This is a genomic window from Enterobacter cloacae complex sp. IR5402 (assembly GCF_049238125.1).
GTDB classification, from domain to species: domain Bacteria; phylum Pseudomonadota; class Gammaproteobacteria; order Enterobacterales; family Enterobacteriaceae; genus Enterobacter; species Enterobacter hormaechei_C.
The window spans coordinates 400,140-418,601 of sequence record NZ_JBMKHO010000002.1; the positions used below are offsets into that span (position 1 = coordinate 400,140).

General features: G+C 56.5%; 11 protein-coding genes and 1 pseudogene. 1 reads left to right on the plus strand and 11 read right to left on the minus strand.

The window, feature by feature from the left end:
• The first annotated feature begins 214 nt into the window (after positions 1–214).
• Positions 215–1,267: a class I fructose-bisphosphate aldolase gene (gene fbaB / locus ACOTXL_RS05140; RefSeq protein ID WP_000129585.1), complete on the plus strand. Its 1,053-nt coding sequence runs from the start codon at positions 215–217 to the stop codon at positions 1,265–1,267.
• A gap of 397 nt (positions 1,268–1,664) precedes the next feature.
• Here fbaB and yegS read toward each other — a convergent pair whose 3' ends face one another.
• The 11 genes and pseudogenes from yegS to ACOTXL_RS05195 all read right to left on the minus strand — a co-directional run bounded on the left by yegS (position 1,665) and on the right by ACOTXL_RS05195 (position 18,262).
• Positions 1,665–2,564, minus strand: coding sequence for a lipid kinase YegS (gene yegS / locus ACOTXL_RS05145; RefSeq protein WP_023314523.1), 900 nt, complete (start codon positions 2,562–2,564; stop codon positions 1,665–1,667).
• Between the two features lie 170 nt (positions 2,565–2,734).
• Positions 2,735–3,340 (minus strand): hypothetical protein, encoded by a 606-nt coding sequence (locus ACOTXL_RS05150; protein ID WP_049126625.1) that lies wholly within the window; start codon positions 3,338–3,340, stop codon positions 2,735–2,737.
• Positions 3,341–3,347: 7 nt separating this feature from the next.
• Positions 3,348–4,313 (minus strand): annotated as a pseudogene (locus ACOTXL_RS05155) (hypothetical protein).
• Between the two features lie 410 nt (positions 4,314–4,723).
• Complete coding sequence (gene yegQ / locus ACOTXL_RS05160; RefSeq protein WP_022651495.1) at positions 4,724–6,085, minus strand: tRNA 5-hydroxyuridine modification protein YegQ; 1,362 nt, start codon at positions 6,083–6,085, stop codon at positions 4,724–4,726.
• A gap of 151 nt (positions 6,086–6,236) precedes the next feature.
• Positions 6,237–7,175 carry a hypothetical protein gene (locus tag ACOTXL_RS05165; protein WP_045350251.1) on the minus strand — a complete coding sequence of 313 codons (939 nt, stop codon included), beginning with the start codon at positions 7,173–7,175 and terminating at the stop codon, positions 6,237–6,239.
• A 149-nt stretch (positions 7,176–7,324) separates the two neighbouring features.
• Positions 7,325–8,047: a two-component system response regulator BaeR gene (gene baeR / locus ACOTXL_RS05170; RefSeq protein ID WP_015572364.1), complete on the minus strand. Its 723-nt coding sequence runs from the start codon at positions 8,045–8,047 to the stop codon at positions 7,325–7,327.
• Positions 8,044–9,447 carry a two-component system sensor histidine kinase BaeS gene (gene baeS, locus ACOTXL_RS05175; protein WP_006811258.1) on the minus strand — a complete coding sequence of 468 codons (1,404 nt, stop codon included), beginning with the start codon at positions 9,445–9,447 and terminating at the stop codon, positions 8,044–8,046. Before baeS ends, baeR begins: the two co-directional genes overlap by 4 nt.
• Complete coding sequence (locus tag ACOTXL_RS05180) at positions 9,444–10,859, minus strand: MFS transporter (RefSeq protein WP_003862087.1); 1,416 nt, start codon at positions 10,857–10,859, stop codon at positions 9,444–9,446. Before ACOTXL_RS05180 ends, baeS begins: the two co-directional genes overlap by 4 nt.
• Positions 10,860–13,937 (minus strand): multidrug efflux RND transporter permease subunit MdtC, encoded by a 3,078-nt coding sequence (gene mdtC, locus ACOTXL_RS05185; protein ID WP_045350252.1) that lies wholly within the window; start codon positions 13,935–13,937, stop codon positions 10,860–10,862. It abuts the gene before it with no gap.
• Entirely contained in the window at positions 13,938–17,060 is a 3,123-nt protein-coding gene (locus ACOTXL_RS05190) for an MdtB/MuxB family multidrug efflux RND transporter permease subunit (RefSeq protein ID WP_045350254.1), read from the minus strand.
• Positions 17,060–18,262 carry an MdtA/MuxA family multidrug efflux RND transporter periplasmic adaptor subunit gene (locus ACOTXL_RS05195; protein ID WP_022651490.1) on the minus strand — a complete coding sequence of 401 codons (1,203 nt, stop codon included), beginning with the start codon at positions 18,260–18,262 and terminating at the stop codon, positions 17,060–17,062. The genes ACOTXL_RS05190 and ACOTXL_RS05195 overlap by 1 nt, the downstream gene beginning before the upstream one ends.
• Positions 18,263–18,462: the final 200 nt, after the last annotated feature.

The following is an 18,462-nucleotide window of genomic DNA, read 5'->3' on the forward strand; positions in this document are numbered from 1 at the left end:
CATACCATGTGATAATACCTTTTAAATACCTTTAAGGCGATTGTTTGATCAGTGTAACAAAAATGTTGTACACGAAACGAGCCAGCAGATTGTGCTTAAAAAAGTTGCAAATGGTGGAAAATAGGTTAAGTCGGTACCAGGCTTACTCTGCCTGCAAAAACGTGGGCTTGGATCACACGCTCCGACATCATGTCGGACTTACGGGAGCATCACTATGACTGATATTGCGCAGCTGCTTGGCAAAGACGCCGACAGCCTTTTACAGCATCGTTGTATGACCATTCCAGCCGACCAGCTTTATCTGCCTGGCCATGATTACGTAGACCGGGTCATGGTTGACAACAACCGTCCGCCTGCCGTACTGCGAAACATGCAGACGCTTTACAATACCGGCCGTCTGGGCGGGACCGGCTATCTCTCCATTCTGCCCGTTGACCAGGGCGTAGAGCACTCGGCGGGAGCGTCGTTTGCTGCTAACCCGCTCTACTTTGACCCGAAAAACATTGTCGAGCTGGCGATTGAAGCAGGGTGTAACTGTGTGGCATCGACGTATGGCGTGCTGGCCTCCGTTTCTCGCCGCTATGCTCACCGCATTCCGTTCCTCGTCAAGCTGAACCACAACGAAACCCTGAGCTACCCAACCGAATATGACCAGACGCTGTACGCCAGCGTCGAGCAGGCGTTCAACATGGGCGCGGTGGCGGTCGGGGCAACCATCTATTTCGGCTCTGAACAGTCGCGACGTCAGATTGAAGAAATCTCCGCGGCGTTCGAGCGTGCCCACGAGCTGGGCATGGTAACCGTGCTGTGGGCCTATCTGCGTAACGCGTCATTCAAGAAAGACGGCGTGGATTACCACGTATCAGCGGATCTGACCGGTCAGGCAAACCACCTGGCAGCAACCATCGGCGCGGACATCGTGAAGCAGAAAATGGCCGAGAATAACGGCGGCTATAAAGCGGTGAACTTTGGCTATACCGACGACCGCGTGTACAGCAAGCTGACCAGCGACAACCCGATCGATCTGGTGCGCTACCAGCTGGCGAACTGCTACATGGGCCGCGCCGGGCTGATTAACTCCGGCGGTGCGGCAGGCGGTGAAACTGACCTGACCGACGCGGTGCGCACGGCGGTCATTAACAAACGTGCGGGCGGTATGGGGCTGATCCTGGGCCGTAAGGCGTTTAAAAAATCCATGGCCGACGGCGTGAAGCTGATTAATGCGGTTCAGGATGTCTATCTGGACAGTAAAGTCACGATTGCCTGACGCCACCGTATCCCTCTCCCCCGTGGGCTGAGGGTTCCTCACAAAATAATGCCTGCACAAACGGCCCCCTCTCCCTTGAGGGAGAGGGTGGCTCAGTCGCCACCACCCTGGCGACCCGGGCTCCCGGCGGTAAATCGCCGCTTCGCGGTCCCTTCGGCTTATTCCTTCCGGCTTATCGGGGACGGGCGGAAGTAACATCCCTGTACAGCCCGCCCTCTCGGCGCATCCCTGCGCCTCGCCCCGGCCTACAGGAAACGCCTCAGCGATTTACAGCCGGACCGAGGCATCGCTGAAAGCCCTCAGTTATTCTGAGGCAACGTTATCGCTTTTGCTTTCAAATTACTGGGGAACCCTCAGCCCTTTGGGGAGAGGGCATTATCGCGCACGCTGTAAAAAATCAGCGCAACAGCACGCAGTCCGGCGGCAATCGGCACTGCAACGCCCCGGGCAACACCTCAATGCGGAATCGCTCGCCGCTGAGCGGCTCTCCGTCGAGGTTAAAGGTCATGCCGTGTGGGGCGATCACTTCAAACCACGCGGATTTCCCGTCGATGATATTGGGGCTCTCCTCTGGCTGCGTCAGCGTCGTAAACAGCGCAGGCAGCAGCCCGTCGCCGGTAAAAATACGCAGCTGTAATTGACCGTCGTTGATCAATGCTTCCGGGCAAAGCTGCTGACCGCCCCCCGCCTGCCGCCCGTTGCCGATACCAATCACCAGCGCGTCGCCCTGCCAGTGGAAGTTCTCACCGTGAATTTCACAGCTGTCGGGCTTGAGGGTGTCCATGCGCATTAGGCCATGGATGAGATACGAAACGCCGCCCAGCGCGGCTTTCAGTTTTTCCGGTGTTTCGCTGGTGATCCGCGTGCCGAAACCGCCCGTTGCCATATTGATAAAGCAGGTTCTTTCATTCACCTGCGCAATATCGACGGCGGTCGCTTTCCCGAGGATAGCCAGTTGCAGTGCTTTGCCTAAATCCTCAGGTATACCGGCGCTGGTGGCAAAATCGTTGGCGGTACCGAGCGGTAAAATCCCCATCGCCGGGCGAGCTGCGGCGTTGAGGTCAATGAGCGCACCGGCGATCTCGTTGATCGTTCCGTCGCCGCCGCCGGAAATGATGGTCTCAGCGCCTAACCTGATACCTTCATCGATATAGCGCGCCGCATCGCCTTTTTCAAAGGTCACCCGCACGTGAATGCGCGCGCCATCTTCACGCAATTCGGTAATCGCCTGGCGCAGCAGATCGTTGCCTGCACTCTTGCCGTTAAGAATTAATAAACTGTCTGGATAGGTTGCCATCCGGGTTGCTCCCTTTTTTAGCTATAGAAAGAGTGTATCCCAGAGAGGGAAAAAGCGGGTAAGAACAGGATGAAAGGCAAAAAATAAGCCCGCGTAAGGGCTTTGAAATCGACTAAAGAACCCCGTAGCGCTTACAGTGCATACTACTGCCGCTCAATTGACTATTGTGGTCAACGTTTGAGGTGTGACATTGGCCTTGCCTCGATTTTGAGCTGCTTACGCCAGACCCGATTATGTAGCGTTAGCGCAATGGAGCGGTAAAAAATCGATGAATTCATCCACATAATGTTCAGAAAGAAAAATCCCAGCCCCAGCAAAGAGGTTATTTGCGGTGTGTAGTTCTCAACAGGGCCGAATAAAAGCGAAATCCCCGTCCAGATGAAATAAATGATGCTCATTATGCCTGTCAGCGTAATGACGAAAATATGCAGTTTATATCCAGGTAAAGAACCTCGTGTAGTCAGAAACATCGTGCTCATCACTACCAGACAATACACAATCGCTGCAATGAATACTCCCATCATAACCTTAAATTCGGGTAAGCCGAGCCAGCGAAACAGCAACAACCAGAGGGACACTTGCAGCATGGCGTAGCAAAAAATAGCCAGTAACGTGCTCACTGCCAAAGGAATTCCTGTCATATGGACGCCCACAGGAACGCCGAACCGATCTTTTAACTGTTCTTTTAATGTTTCAAGCTGGTTGAGATCATCGGTCGCCATTTTACTTTTAACCAAAGCACTTAATGCAAGGCTATCTTTAATGTATTTCATCATGGACGGGTCAATAACTTCCTGTAAATGAAAAAGACTGAATTAAACCAAAAATGTATTTACCCGTTTGTGCAACATTCTGTGGATTTCTGATATTTCCTGAGATGGCACTTCCAACGAAGGCAGAAGAATTTGAAATGGTATTCAGCAACTCACGCTGTAAGAGCAACTGCAACGCTTCTGACGGATAACGTTTGGGATACACGCCTGCCTTCATTGCTGCTTTTACACCTGAATTCGAGATGCCGGGATTGCGGATACGAATAATCTCCTATGTTAATCGCGTACGGTCGGCCCGGCTCATTTTTTGTAATAAGGAGAGCAAACTCTCAGACGATGAACGGTTAAGAAGGCGATATGTTAATGCAGCGCTTTTTAAACCCGCAGCAGCCCCGGCAAGAGAAATCGCATCCAGGGCTGTGTTGGTTGCTGTATACCACTCCTGGGAATCCATCCACGCAACGTAATCATCATGATTCATAGCAATCAACGATAGTCGGCCAAGCCCATTTGCACATTGAATTCCAGTTGCTACACCACCGGCTAAAATCACAGCGGCTATAGCACCGGAAGACCCTGCAGTGAGAGGTATAGCCATACCGGCCCCTGCCGCAAGTACAACAGTAAGAATTGCGGCTCCGCAGGAAATTGCCGTTGAACCAATTTCAGTTGCCAGGGAAGGGGAATTAATCGTCGCCGTTGTTGCCTGAACAGGGTTAACTAATGCGGCATTTACTTTGGTTATGACTACATGACTAACCGAGCTTTCGTTTGGTGTCGCAATCCTTCTTGATGGCCGTACTAGCGACTGACGTGTACCGTCTGAGTAGATAATCCCGGCCTGGCTAAAATTTCTGCTACAGTCCAGTTGACCTGCAAGTGCTGTGAAATTTATATCGCCGCCAGAGGCAAGACCAAGACTGCGTGCGAGTTCGTAATCTGGAAGATCCTTTGAAAATTGTCCTGTGAATGTCACTTCATCTCTCCGTCCGTGTGAAACGTTGATTGTTAATAAATCAAGAGTAAAGGTCCTGTTAACACTTAAAATTAGGAATGTTCCGAATAGTGTTCATCCCTCTCAAATCCATTAAAAAATGTGATTAGGATCCTTTGTTCGTTCGATTTGCTTAGATGATACGCCTAATGCTGACACAAACCTTTCCCGGGTCAATGCAACGCCATATTTATCAGGGGGAAAAATTTCAGGAGTTAACAAAAAAAATAAGCCCGCGTAAGGGAGATTACGCAGGCTAAGGAGGTGGTTCCTGGTACAGCTAGCATTTATGGGTTATGTTTTTCAGCGGGGGGATAATACCCGTATTGAACGAAGCGGTATGTGATCCGATTCTAAGAATTATCCCAGCGTGAAAAAATCCCGTTGATTGACTATTTGCCGTGTGGATTTCGGGTATTTTCACCTTCAAAATTACGCATCAGCAGCGCAAACTCCAGCTCCACCTCTTCAGGAACCGGCAGCCAGACCACATGGCCGTCGCCAGGTGCGACCTCAATCGCCTCACCTTTTTTGTTTTCCAGGTGCTCCAGTCGGAAGTTCATGTTGCCCTGCGGCGTCATCAGCTCCAGGCTGTCGCCTTTAGTGAATTTGTTTTTTACGGCGACGGCGGCCAGCGGGCCTTTACGCTCGCCGGTGAAGTCGCCTACAAACTGCTGGCGTTCGGAAATCGAATAGCCATGCTCGTAGTTCTGGTAGTCGTCGTGAGTGTGACGACGCAGGAAACCTTCGGTATAGCCGCGATGCGCCAGACCTTCCAGCGTTTCCAGCAGGCTGGTGTCGAACGGTTTACCGGCAGCGGCATCGTCGATGGCTTTGCGATATACCTGTGCGGTACGGGCGCAGTAGTAGTAAGACTTGGTGCGGCCTTCAATTTTCAGGGAGTGTACGCCCATCTTGGTTAAACGCTCGACGTGCGCGATGGCGCGCAGATCTTTAGAGTTCATGATGTAGGTGCCGTGCTCGTCTTCGAAGGCGGTCATGTACTCACCCGGACGTTTGGCTTCTTCGATCATAAACACGCTGTCGGTAGGCGCGCCAATTCCCAGCGTTGGCTCAACGTTGGTGACCGGAATCGGCTCGTGTTTATGCACGATGTTACCGATGTCATCCTCTTTCCCTTCCTGAACGTTATATTCCCAGCGGCAGGCGTTGGTGCAGGTACCCTGGTTCGGGTCACGCTTGTTGATGTAGCCAGAGAGCAGGCAGCGGCCGGAGTAGGCCATGCACAGCGCGCCGTGAACGAAGATTTCGATCTCCATATCCGGCACCTGGGTGCGGATCTCTTCGATCTCTTCGAGGGACAGCTCGCGGGACAGAATGACGCGGGTCAGCCCCATCTGTTTCCAGAATTTCACCGTTGCCCAGTTGACGGCGTTAGCCTGCACTGAGAGGTGAATGTCCATCTCCGGGAAATTCTCCCGAACCAGCATGATTAAACCCGGGTCCGACATAATCAGCGCGTCCGGCCCCATCTCCACGACCGGCTTCAGGTCGCGAATGAACGTTTTCAGCTTGGCGTTGTGCGGCGCGATGTTCACCACCACGTAGAATTTTTTGCCCAGGGCATGCGCTTCGTTGATGCCGAGCTGAAGATTCTCGTGGTTGAATTCGTTGTTACGCACGCGCAGCGAGTAGCGCGGCTGGCCCGCGTAAACGGCGTCGGCACCATAGGCGAAAGCGTAACGCATATTTTGCAGCGTTCCCGCCGGGGAAAGAAGTTCCGGTTTAAACATGTTTGTTCTCGTTCTGATGACAGGTCAGATCCGCATGCACCTGGTGCAGCGGTAAGGGGAGATCCCCCACTTTAAGGGCGGGCATTGTAGCGCTGCGGGGCGGGGAGGTAAAGCGCCTCACCCCTTTCAGATGACATAATACTTCGTATCTTTAAACCATTAGCGATATGACATACAAACACAAATATATTAAAGCCAGTAGAATAATACCGGCGATAAGAATGAAACCAATGGCATTCATCGTAGCCGTTCCAGAATACTTGACTGTCCAGATGGCAACCGTTCGGATGTTATGCAGTATTTTTGTGATCATATAGCTGATGAAAACAATAAGCAGCGTCAATTGCGTAAACATGGAAAGGTAAAACATGATCGCCTGCGGAATGAAGTAGTTAGATATTGCCCCTTTTGAGGTAAAGATAATCATGGTTTCGTTATCGATGAAATCCAGTGAAGAACGTATCACTTCCAGCGGGTTCCATGTCATTACAGGTCTGTCTTCAAAATACAGGCCTTGCTGGATATAGAGGTCCTCAATCGAAGCATTTTTAAGATGGGTGATGATAAGTGTAAATGAGAGCATAACACCCAGAACAATTGAAGAAAAATAAACGATCGATTTTACAGACGAAAACCCTTTCGATAGACCTGCGTTAATGTAAGCTCTGATAAGATAAATTGACATCACATCAAGCAGTAAAGAGTACCAAAAGCCAAAATGAATAAAGTCATGTAAAGCAACTTCAATGGTCAATGGCAGATGTTGAGGAATGATGTGCTCAGGATTTCTAAAAGTCAGCACCCAGAGATACCAAACTACAAATAAGATACTGGAATATAAAACCAATAAAAACGGGATGGTAATTAATTGCCTTTTTGAGAATGCATGATTACCGAATGCCAGGAAAAAAGCGCTTACCCATTGCTCGGAAAACTTGGTTATTCTGTTTTTTTTAGGTATGAGGAGTTCTATTTTTTGTATTGCTTTTGTTTTCATTTTTTTATTATAAGCAAATAACCCCAGAAAAAGGCTGGCAACGCTTATAGCTGTGGTGATGATAATGAATAAATTACCAATAAAATTTTGCATTTCTTGAAGCCGTAATATAGTGATTTATTTCGTTTTTAACATCAAACATTACAGTTTGCAATTGTCAAATCAGGTAGGCGTGTTGTTAGAAAGTGAATGTTATGAAGAACGATGATTACCTGGGCAGGTAATCATCGTTAAAGCAAATATTAAGCAATCCTGCACGCATCCGCTTCCCAGCGATACCCCACGCCGTACACCGCGCGAATAAACGACTGGTCGGCGTCCAGCGCCTCCAGCTTGCGGCGCAGGTTTTTGATGTGGCTGTCGATGGTGCGGTCGGTCACCACGCGGTAATCGTCATACAGATGGTTGAGCAGCTGCTCGCGGGAAAACACTTTGCCCGGCTCGTGGGAGAGCGTTTTCAACAGGCGAAACTCTGCGGGGGTGAGATCCAAAAGTTTGCTGCGCCAGCTCGCCTGGAAACGGCTTTCGTCGACGATCAGCGGGCTTTGCGCATCGAGCACCTGCAATTCACGCTGCGGCTTACAGCGGCGGAGGATGGTTTTCACCCGAGCGACCACCTCCCGCGGGCTGTAAGGCTTGCAGATGTAATCGTCAGCGCCGATTTCGAGCCCCAGCAGACGATCGATCTCTTCGATTTTGGCCGTCACCATCACGATGGGAACATCGGAGAAACGACGAATTTCGCGGCACAGGGTTAGGCCGTCGGTACCCGGCAGCATCAGATCCAGCAGGATCAGATCCGGCGGCGTCTGGCGCACGTAGGGCAGCACCTGGTCGCCGTGGCTGATAAGCGTTGGCGCGTAACTCGCAGCGCGCAAATAGTCGATCAGCAGTTGCCCAAGTTTAGGCTCGTCTTCCACGATCAAAATACGCGGTGTGTTGTCGTCAATCGGTAACTCGGTCATGCTTCCCTCGATAAATCCCGTTCCAGAGGTAACTCTACTGTAATGCTAACCCCGCCAAAAGGCGAATGGGCGGCGCGGATGGTGCCGCCATGGGCCTCCACAATGTTAACGCAAATGGCCAGCCCAAGGCCGGAACCGCCGCTGGCGCGGTTGCGTGAACCTTCGGTGCGATAGAAGCGCTCGAACAGTTTTTCCAGCTGCGCATCCTTCACGCCAGGGGCGGAGTCCGCAAAGGTCAGGGCAAAGCGCCCGTTTTCCTGCCTGCCGGAGATATGCAGCGCGCCGCCGCCGTCGGTGTAGCGGAGGCTGTTCTCCAGCAGATTATTGAACAGCTGCATCAGGCGATCTCTGTCGCCGAACACCACCGCACTGTCCGGCAGCGAAAGGTTGATTTTCAGGTCACGGCTGGCGAAGCGCTCGCGGAATGCGCCGGTCACGACTTCAAGGATATTGATCACATCGATCGGTGCTTTCTGGTAAGCCAGGGCGCCTTCGTCGGACATGGACAGCTGATGCAGATCGTCCACCAGTTTGGTCAGCGTACCGACTTCCGCCTGAAGCGAGGCCACGGATTCGGGGGTGAACTGCCGCACGCCGTCCTGAATCGCCTCCAGCTCGCCGCGCAGCACCGCCAGTGGGGTGCGCAGCTCGTGTGAAATGTCGGCCATAAAGTCGCGGCGCATCTGCTGGTTTTTTTCCAGCGTGCTGGCGAGCTGGTTGAAGTCCTGCGCCAGCTTGCCCAGTTCATCCTGGCTGCGGGTGTCCACGCGGGTCGAGAAATCACCCGCCGCCAGCTTGTGCGTGCCTTCCACCAGGCGCTTAACCGGCGCCAGCAGGCCGCGCGCCAGCGGGAAGGTGGCGAGCGCCGCAAGCAGGGTAGAAAGCGCGACAATCAACCAGCTGGTCTGACGCTGCTGGCGGTCAAAGTTGATGTCGGTGTTGCGCGTCAGCCGCTCGACCGGGGAGGCGATAACCCAGCCCACCGTGGCGCCGTTCGAGGTAATGGCGCGCTTTGTGCCGTCCGGCGGTACCGGAGAGCGTGGGCCAACGAGCACGCGCATCTCCTGATCAATTACCCAGAACTGGGTGCGCCAGCCGTGCGGTGGCATGCCCGGTCCCGGACGGTCGTCGTCATTATCGTGCTCCAGCGAGCGCAGAATTTGAAATATAAAGCGATCGTTGTTGCGCAGAAAACGCCAGTTACCGTGCAGGCTATACTGTTCCCCCAGCGCGTCGCTTAAGCCCTGTAAACGCTGTTCGTTACCGTGCTTGATGTAGTCAATAAAGCCGCGCTCAAAGCTGACCCGCACCGCCCAGTGCATAGTAATCAGCAGGACGATACAGGTGGCGAAAATCGCCACAAAAAGCTTACCGGTGATCCCCGGACGCCAGAATTTCATGGTGCACTCCTTTTGCCGCGTCGGATCACGACGTTTTTGGTCGTGTCATTCGGCACTCTGGCAAAGATAAAAGCGGGCAGAGCGATAATTACCGCCATGCTGAGGTAAGTGTATAAAAAGACCTGATGCGCGACGGGGGTGTCGGCGCTGAGATGGTGCTGACCGTACATGCCGAGCAGCAATCCGGCAACCGTGACCCCCACGCTCATGGAGAGCTGCATGATCATCGACAGCAGACTGTTACCACTGCTTGCCAGCTCGTCCGGCAGATCTTTCAGCGTCAGGGTGTTCATCGACGAGAAGCGCATGGAGTTGATGATCCCCTGGCAGAACAGCACCAGCGGCAGGATGTAGTACCAGCCCAGCAGCGCCACGGCCATAAACAGCAGGCAGACCAACGCCAGCCCGATCGTGGCGGCCACCAGCACGCGGCGATAGCCAAAGCGGTTCACCACCTGCACCACAATACGCTTCATCCCCATGCTGCCAAGTACCATCGGGATCATCATCAGCCCGGCATGGAACGGCGAGAAGCCCATCCCAATCTGTAAAAATACCGGCGTCATAAACGGCAACATGCCGCTGCCGATGCGTCCGGCAAAGCTGCCGAACAGACCAAGACGGTAGGTGGGATTCTTGAACAGATTCAGGCTGAACAGCGCGTTAGCGTTACCTCTGGCATGCCACAGATACCAGAGAATGGCGGTGACACCCAGCGCTACCAGCAGGGCGAGCGACAGGGAGGAGATCCCCAGCCCTTTTTGCCCGTCGAGCGCGAGGGTAAGCGTCGCCATGCCAGCTGCCAGCAGGATGAAGCCAAAGAAATCAAAGCGCCGGGTCTGCATTTTATAGTTCGGCATCAGCGTCAGGGTGGCAATCGCGCCGATAATACCGACCGGCAGGTTGATCAGGAAGATCCAGTGCCAGGAGGCATACTCCACCAGAATCCCGCCCAGCGCCGGGCCAAGCAACGGGCCGACCTGACCGGGCAGGGTGACGAAGGTCATCGCCGCCATATACTGCGCGCGCGGAACAATTTTCATCACCGTTAACCGCCCGACGGGTACCATCATCGCGCCGCCGACGCCCTGTAGCACGCGCGCCATCACCAGCTGGTCGAGGGTATTGGCCTGGGCGCAAAACAGCGACCCGGTGGTAAACAGCACAATGGCGGTGAAGAAGATGTTTCGCACGCCGACTTTATCCGCCAGCCAGCCGCTGGCAGGCAGCATCACGGCGACCGTCAGCACATAGGCGACAATCACCATATGCATGTGCAGCGGGCTCTCCCCCAGGCTTTTCGCCATCGAGGGGAGGGCGGTGTTCACGATAGTCGTGTCCAGCGACTGCATAAAGAAGCCGAACGCGACGATCCACAATTGCCAGCGAACGTTACTGGGTAGGTCGGTCATTTACTCGGTCACCGTGGTTCTCTTTTTACGCGAAAAACGCAGCCGCAGGCGGTCAAAGAACAGATAGACTACCGGCGTCGTGTAGAGCGTCAGCAGCTGGCTCATCACCAGGCCGCCAACGATCGTGATCCCCAGCGGCTGGCGTAGTTCAGAGCCGTCACCGCCGGATATGACCAGCGGCAGCGCGCCGAACAGCGCGGCCAGCGTGGTCATCATGATCGGGCGAAAACGCAGCAGACAGGCCTGGAATATCGCCTCGTCCGGCGTCAGATTGCCGTTGCGCTGGGCGTCCAGGGCAAAGTCGACCATCATTATCGCGTTTTTCTTCACGATGCCAATCAATAGCATGATCCCGATAAGCGCGATAAGACTGAATGGGGCACCGAACAGCTCCAGCGCCAGCAGCGCCCCCACGCCCGCAGAGGGAAGCGTGGAGAGAATGGTCAACGGGTGCACGTAGCTTTCGTACAGCACGCCCAGCACGATATAAACCGTGGCAATGGCCGCCAGAATCAAAATAACCTGCGAGTTCATGGTGTCCTGGAACACCTGCGCCGTACCGGCAAAGCTGCCGCGCACCGAGGAGGGCACCCCGAGCTGGGTCATGGCGCGATTAATGGCATCGCTGGCCTCAGACAGCGACGAGCCGGTTGGCAAGTTAAACGAGACGGTCGAGGCGGCGGAAAGCCCCTGGTGGTTCACCGACAGCGGGGCGTTCGACGGCTGCCAGCTGGCGAAGTACGACAGCGGAATCGCCTTACCGTCATCATTGATCACAAACATCTTGTCCAGCGCGCTGATGTCCTGGGTGTAGCGCGGATCCACCTCCATCACCACCTTGTACTGGTTCATCGGCTGATAGATGGTAGAGACTTCACGCTGCCCGAAGGCGTTGTTCAGCAGGCTGTTGGCCGCCTCCACGTTAATGCCCAGGCGGGCCATGGTTTCACGATCGTAGGTGAGCGCCATCTCCGCACCGTTGTTTTGGCTGTCAGAGTTCACGTCCGCCAGCTGCGGCAGCGCGGCCAGCGCTTTACGGATCTTCGGCTCCCACTCGCGCAGGGCGGCTAAGTCATCCGAGAGCAGGGTGTACTGATAGCTGGCGTTAGCCTGTCGTCCGCCGACGCGGATATCCTGAACGGCCATCAAAAACAGATTTGCCCCCGGCTCTTTGGCAAGCTTCAGCCGCAGGCGGTCAATGATCTGCTGCGCCGTTTCGTGACGTTCACCGCGCGGCTTAAGGGTAATAAACATCATCCCGCTGTTAACGCGCGAGCCGCCGGTAAAGCCGGTGACGTTATCCACGGCCGGATCTTCCCGGATGATTTTCATAAAGTCTTGCAGTTTGCCGCGCATCGCCTGGAACGAAATGCTCTGGTCCGCCTGAATGCCCCCCATCAGCACCCCGGTATCCTGCTCCGGGAAGAAGGTTTTCGGGATGGTGATATACATCCAGACGTTGAGGACGATGGTGCCGATCAGCACCAGCCCGACAATACGCGTGTGGTTCAGCACCCATTTCAGCGATTTGCCGTAGCCGGACTGCATCGCCATCAGGACGCGGCCAAAGCCTTTCCTGCGCGGCTGCGAGTGCGGTTGGCTGCGCTTTAGCATCCAGCCGCACATCATCGGCGTCAGCGTCAGCGAAATCACCAGTGAGATACCAATGGCGACGGAAAGCGTGACGGCAAATTCGCGCAGCAGTCGCCCCGGCAGGCCGCCCATCAGCAGCAGTGGCAGGAATACCGCTACCAGCGACAGGCTCATGGACAGGACCGTGAAGCCCACTTCGCGCGTCCCCTGAAGCGCCGCCTGGAGCGGCTTCATGCCCGCTTCCAGATGGCGCGAGATATTCTCCAGCACCACGATGGCGTCATCCACCACAAACCCGGTGGCAATCGTCAGCGCCATCAGCGACAGGTTGTTAAGGCTAAAGCCGCACAGGTACATGGCGGCAAAGGTGCCTATCAGCGATACTGGCACCGCCACCGCCGGGATCAGCGTCGCGCGCCCCGAGCGCAGGAACAGGAACACCACCAGGATCACCAGCGCGACGGAGATGATCAGCGTTTGCTCTACCTCCTCAAGCGAGGCGCGGATGGTGGGGGAGCGGTCCTGCGCAATCTGGAGATCGATGGCCGCCGGAATCGTTTCCTGAAGCTCCGGCAGGCGCGTGCGGATGCTGTTCACCGTCTGAATGATGTTGGCTTCCGGCAGCTTGCGGATCATCAGCAAAATCGCCGGTTTGGCGTTGGTCATCCCGGCGTTACGCACGTCCTGCACCGAATCGGTGACGCTGGCGACGTCGCTCAGGCGCACCGCCGCGCCGTTGTTGTAGTGAATAATCAACGGCTGATACTCGGCGGCGGTTTTCAGCTCGTCGTTAGTCTGGATCTGCCAGCGGTGGCTGTTGTCCTCAATCGCGCCCTGCGGCTTACGCACGTTGGCGTTGCTGATGGCGGAACGCACGTCGTCCAGCGACACGCCCTGGTTAAACAGCGCCTGCGGATTCAGCCCCACGCGCACGGCGGGCAGGGAGCTGCCGCCGACGTCCACGTCGCCCACGCCGTCAATCTGGGCGATGGTTTGCGCCAGCTGGGTAGAGGCAAAATCGTACAGCTCGCCCTGGGAGTAGGTCTCTGACGTAAGCGTCAGGATCATGATCGGCGCGTCGGAGGGGTTGGCCTTGCGATAGGTTGGACGGCTCGGCATGCCGCTCGGCAGCAGGCTTTGGGCGGCGTTAATCGCGGCCTGCACGTCACGCGCCGCGCCGTTGATGTCCCGGTCGAAATTGAATTCCAGAATGATGCGCGTGCTGCCCAGCGAACTGCTGGAGGTCATCTCGTTAACCCCGGCAATTCGACCAAGCGAGCGCTCAAGCGGCGTCGCCACCGATGAGGCCATGGTTTCCGGCGAGGCACCCGGCAGCGAGGCGCTGACCATGATCACCGGGAAATCGACCTGCGGCAGCGGGGCCACCGGCAGCAGCCGGAAGCCCAGCACGCCGCACAGGGTAATAGCGACGGAGAGTAAAATCGTCGCCACCGGACGGTAAATGAAGAGGGCGAAAAACTTCACTTACGCCTCCTCTTCACGTTTCGGGAAGCGGCTTTTCGTCCACAGGGCCAGACGGTCAAACAGCAGGTAGATAACCGGCGTGGTAAACAGCGTCAGCACCTGGCTTACGAGCAGGCCGCCGACCATCCCGATGCCCAGCGGACGGCGCAGTTCGGCCCCCACGCCGGTGCTCAGCATCAGCGGCAGCGCGCCCAGCAGGGCGGCGAGGGTGGTCATCAGGATCGGGCGAAAACGCAGCAGACAGGCCTGGTAAATGGCCTCGCGCGGCGCCATACCCTGCTCGCGCTCGGCGGCCAGCGCAAAGTCGATCATCATGATGGCGTTTTTCTTCACGATGCCGATAAGCAGAATGATGCCGATGATCGCAATCACGTCCAGTTCGCTCCCCGCCAGCATCAGCGCCAGCAGTGCCCCCACGCCCGCCGTCGGCAGGGTGGAGAGAATGGTGATCGGGTGGATAAAGCTTTCATACAGCACGCCAAGCACGATATACATCGCCACCACCGCCGCGACAATCAGCCAGACGGTGCTGCCCAGCGCGGCCTGGAACGCCAGAGTACTGCCCTGGTACTGGGTCTGAATATCGGACGGGAAGCTGAGTTCTTTCTCCGCACCCAGAATGGCCTCCACCGCTTCGCCCAGGGAATAACCGTCCGGCACGTTGAACGAAATGGTGGTGGATGGGAACTGATCGAGATGGTTAATCGACAGCGGGGTGTGACGCTCTTCCACGCTGGCAATGGCGCTGAGCGGCACAATCCCGCCGTCTTTGCTGGTCAGGCGTATCGAGTCCAGCGCGGCAAGCCCGGGCGTGTTCTCGGTGTTATGTTCCAGCACCACGCGATACTGGTTCGCTTGGGTGTAAATGGTGGAGATAAGGCGCTGGCCAAAGGCGTTATACAGCGCGTTATCCACGTCGGACATGGTAATGCCCAGACGGCTGGCGGTGTCGCGGTTGACGTTCACGTACGCCGCCAGCCCTTTATCCTGCCAGTCGCTGCTGACGTCAGAAATCTGCGGCAGTGCTTTCAGCTTGTCCACCAGCTGCGGCACCCAGGTGCTGAGTGCATCAAGCGAGGTGGCCTGGAGCGTAAACTGGTACTGCGTGCGGCTCACCTGCGTATCAATGGTTAAATCCTGGATCGGTTGCAGATACAGCTCAATGCCCGGTACGCGCGCCACAGCGCTTTGCAGACGCTCAATAACCGCGTTGACGCGATCGTCACGGTCATCGAGCGGTTTAAGGTTAATTTGCAGGCGCGCGCTGTTAAGCGACGGGTTGGTGCCGTCCACGCCCACGTAGGCAGTCAGGCTTTCCACCGCCGGATCTTTCATGATGATCTCAGACACCTGCTGCTGGCGCTGCGCCATGTTGGCGAAGGAGACCGTCTGTGGCGCCTGAAGCGTGCCCTGAATAATGCCGTTGTCCTGAATCGGGAAGAAGCCTTTCGGAATGAAAATCCACAGCATGACGCTGAGCGCCAGCGTGCCGAGGGCCACGCCGAGCGTCGCCCAGGGATGGTTCAGGACTTTCGCCAGCACGCGGCCGTAGGCGGCAATAATGCGCTCGAACATCCGCTCGGAGGCGAGGGAGAAGCGGTTTTGCTTGCGTAAAGATTCGTGGCTCAGCATGCGGGCGCACATCATCGGCGTCAGCGTCAGCGACACCACGGCAGAGATCAGAATGGCGACCGCCAGCGTCACGGCAAACTCGCGGAACAGCCGCCCGACGATATCGCCCATAAACAGCAGCGGGATCAGCACCGCAATCAGCGAGAAGGTGAGCGAAATAATGGTAAAGCCGATCTCCCCCGCGCCCTTCAGCGCGGCGGCTAACGGCTTTTCACCTTTCTCGATATAGCGCGAGATGTTTTCGATTACCACGATGGCGTCGTCCACCACAAACCCGGTGGCGATGGTGAGCGCCATCAGCGTCAGGTTGTTAATCGAGAAGTCGAGAAATACCATTACCGCGAACGTCCCGACCAGCGAGAGCGGCACGGCAACGGCGGGAATAATGGTTGCCGGAACGTTGCGCAGGAACAGGTAGATGATCATCACCACCAGCGCAATCGCCAGCATCAGCTCGAACTGGGTGTCAGTCACTGACGCGCGAATATTCGTGGTGCGGTCAGAGAGCACTTTCACGCTGACCGATTTTGGCAGGCTTTCCACCAGCTGCGGCAGCATGGTGCGAATGCTGTCGGCGGTATCAATAATGTTCGCGCCCGGCTGGCGCTGAACGTTCATGACAATCGCCTGCTGCTTATTAGCCCACGCCCCGAGCCAGCTGTTTTCCGCGCCTTGTTCGACGGTTGCCACGTCGCCCAGGCGGATCGGTGCGCCGTTCTGGTAGGCAATAATCAGCTGACGGTATTCATCGGCGGACTGCATCTGGTCGTTGGCGGAGAGCGTGACCGCGCGGGTCGGGCCGTCCAGCGAGCCCTTCGCTGAGTTAACGTTGGCGCTGCTGATGGCGGTGCGAATGGTTTCGCTGGTTAACCCCAGCGCGGCAATGGCCTGGGCATTGAGCTTAACGCGCACCGCGGGGCGTTGTCCCCCTGCGAGCGTAACCAGCCCGACGCCGGTCACCTGCGAAATCTTCTGCGCCACGCGGGTTTCGACCATGTCTTCCACCTGCGTCATCGGCATGGCGGAGGAGGTGACGGCAAGCGTCATGATCGGCGGGTCTGCCGGGTTCACCTTGCTGTAAACCGGCGGGTTCGGCAGGTCAGACGGCAGCAGGTTGGTGGCGGCGTTAATGGCGGCCTGCACCTCCTGTTCCGCGACGTCCAGCGACAGGGCGAGCTGGAACTGAAGCGTGACGACCGAGGCGCCGCCCGAGCTCTGGGAGGACATCTGCTTCAGGCCAGACATCTGGCCAAACTGACGCTCCAGCGGGGCGGTGATGGCGGATGTCACCACATCCGGACTGGCGCCCGGATAGAGGGTGACAACCTGAATAGTCGGGTAGTCCACTTCCGGCAGCGCCGACACGGGCAGAAAACGGTAGCCAATGATCCCGGCCAGCAGGATCGCCACCATCAACAGGGTCGTCGCAACCGGTCGTAAAATAAACAGGCGTGATGGCCCACCTGTAGAGCTCGGCGGCATCACCTGCATCAGGCTTTTGCTCCTGTATTCTGCGCTTCCACCACCTCGACCTGCGCCCCTTCGGTCAGCCGGTCAATACCGTCGGTTACGACGCGGTCGCCTGCGGACAGCCCGGCGCTGATCACCACCGTCTGACTGTCCTGGATCCCGGTTTTCACCAGGTGTTTGCTGACCTTGTTTTCGCTGTTCAGCACCCAGACAAAGTTGCCTTCACTGCCCATTTGCAGGGCCGCCGTCGGGATCACCACGGCGTTTTCTTCGGTCGCGACCAGCATTCGCGCATTGACGAACTGATTCGGGAACAGGGCATCGTCCTGATTGTTGAAGCGTGCTTTTAGCTTGATGGTGCCGGTGGTGGTGTCGATCTGGTTATCCAGGCTCAACAGCGAACCTTCGCTCAGCTTCTGCTTGTTGGTGCGATCCCAGGCTTCAACCACCAGCGATTTTCCGGCCTTCTGCGCCTGTATCACCGTCGCAATGTCGCTTTCCGGCAGGGTAAAGACGAGATCGATAGGGTGCGTCTGGGTGATCACCACGATGCCCGTGGTATCGCCGCTGGAGATTTGGTTCCCGATATCAACCTGTTTCAGGCCCACGCGGCCGTCAATCGGCGCGGTGATCCGGCTCCAGTCGAGCTGGAGCTGGGCGCTGGCGACCGCGGCTTCGTCGGCCTTGATGGTGCCCTGAGATTCACTGACCAGAGATTGCTGGGTATCCAGCTCCTGGCGCGACACGAGGTTGGTTTTTACCAACTGCTGATAGCGGGCTAAATCGCGGCGGGCATTGGCGAGGGTGGCTTTGTCTTTCGCGAGTTGCCCCTGCGCCTGCGCCAAGGCCACCTTAAACTGGCTTGGATCGATTTCCGCCAGCAGATCGCCCGCTTTCACCTGTTGACCTTCCTGGAAGTGGATGGCCATCAGCTGACCGTCCACGCGGCTACGTACCGTCACGGTGTTGGCGGCAGTGATGGTTCCCAGCCCGGAGAGATAACGAGGCACCGCTTTATTCACCGCCGTGGCCGCCTGCACCGGTGCCAGCGCACCGCCGCGCATACCGTGGCGCCCGCCGCCCGTTGGGCGTTGTGAGGGGCTACTGGCGCCAGCAGGTGCCGTGGAGTTCGCGGACTGGCTGTGCCAGTACCAGGCGGCGGCCAGGACCACCACAATCAGACCAGCGGCGATTGCCCAGCGGGATTTGTTACTGCCTTTCATCGTTATACGTTCTCATCCTGAAACTCTTTCGGGGAATGATACTAGTTTAGTCAGGTAACACAGTGGAAAAATGGAGGAAATATGGAAGACTGTCAGGAATGGTCTGAGTGTGGTGCCGCGGTTTCGCCTTCGCCGGGTGGCGCTGCGCTTACCCGGCCTACGGTTGAAGGATCTTGTTGGCCGGGTAAGGCGAAGCCGCC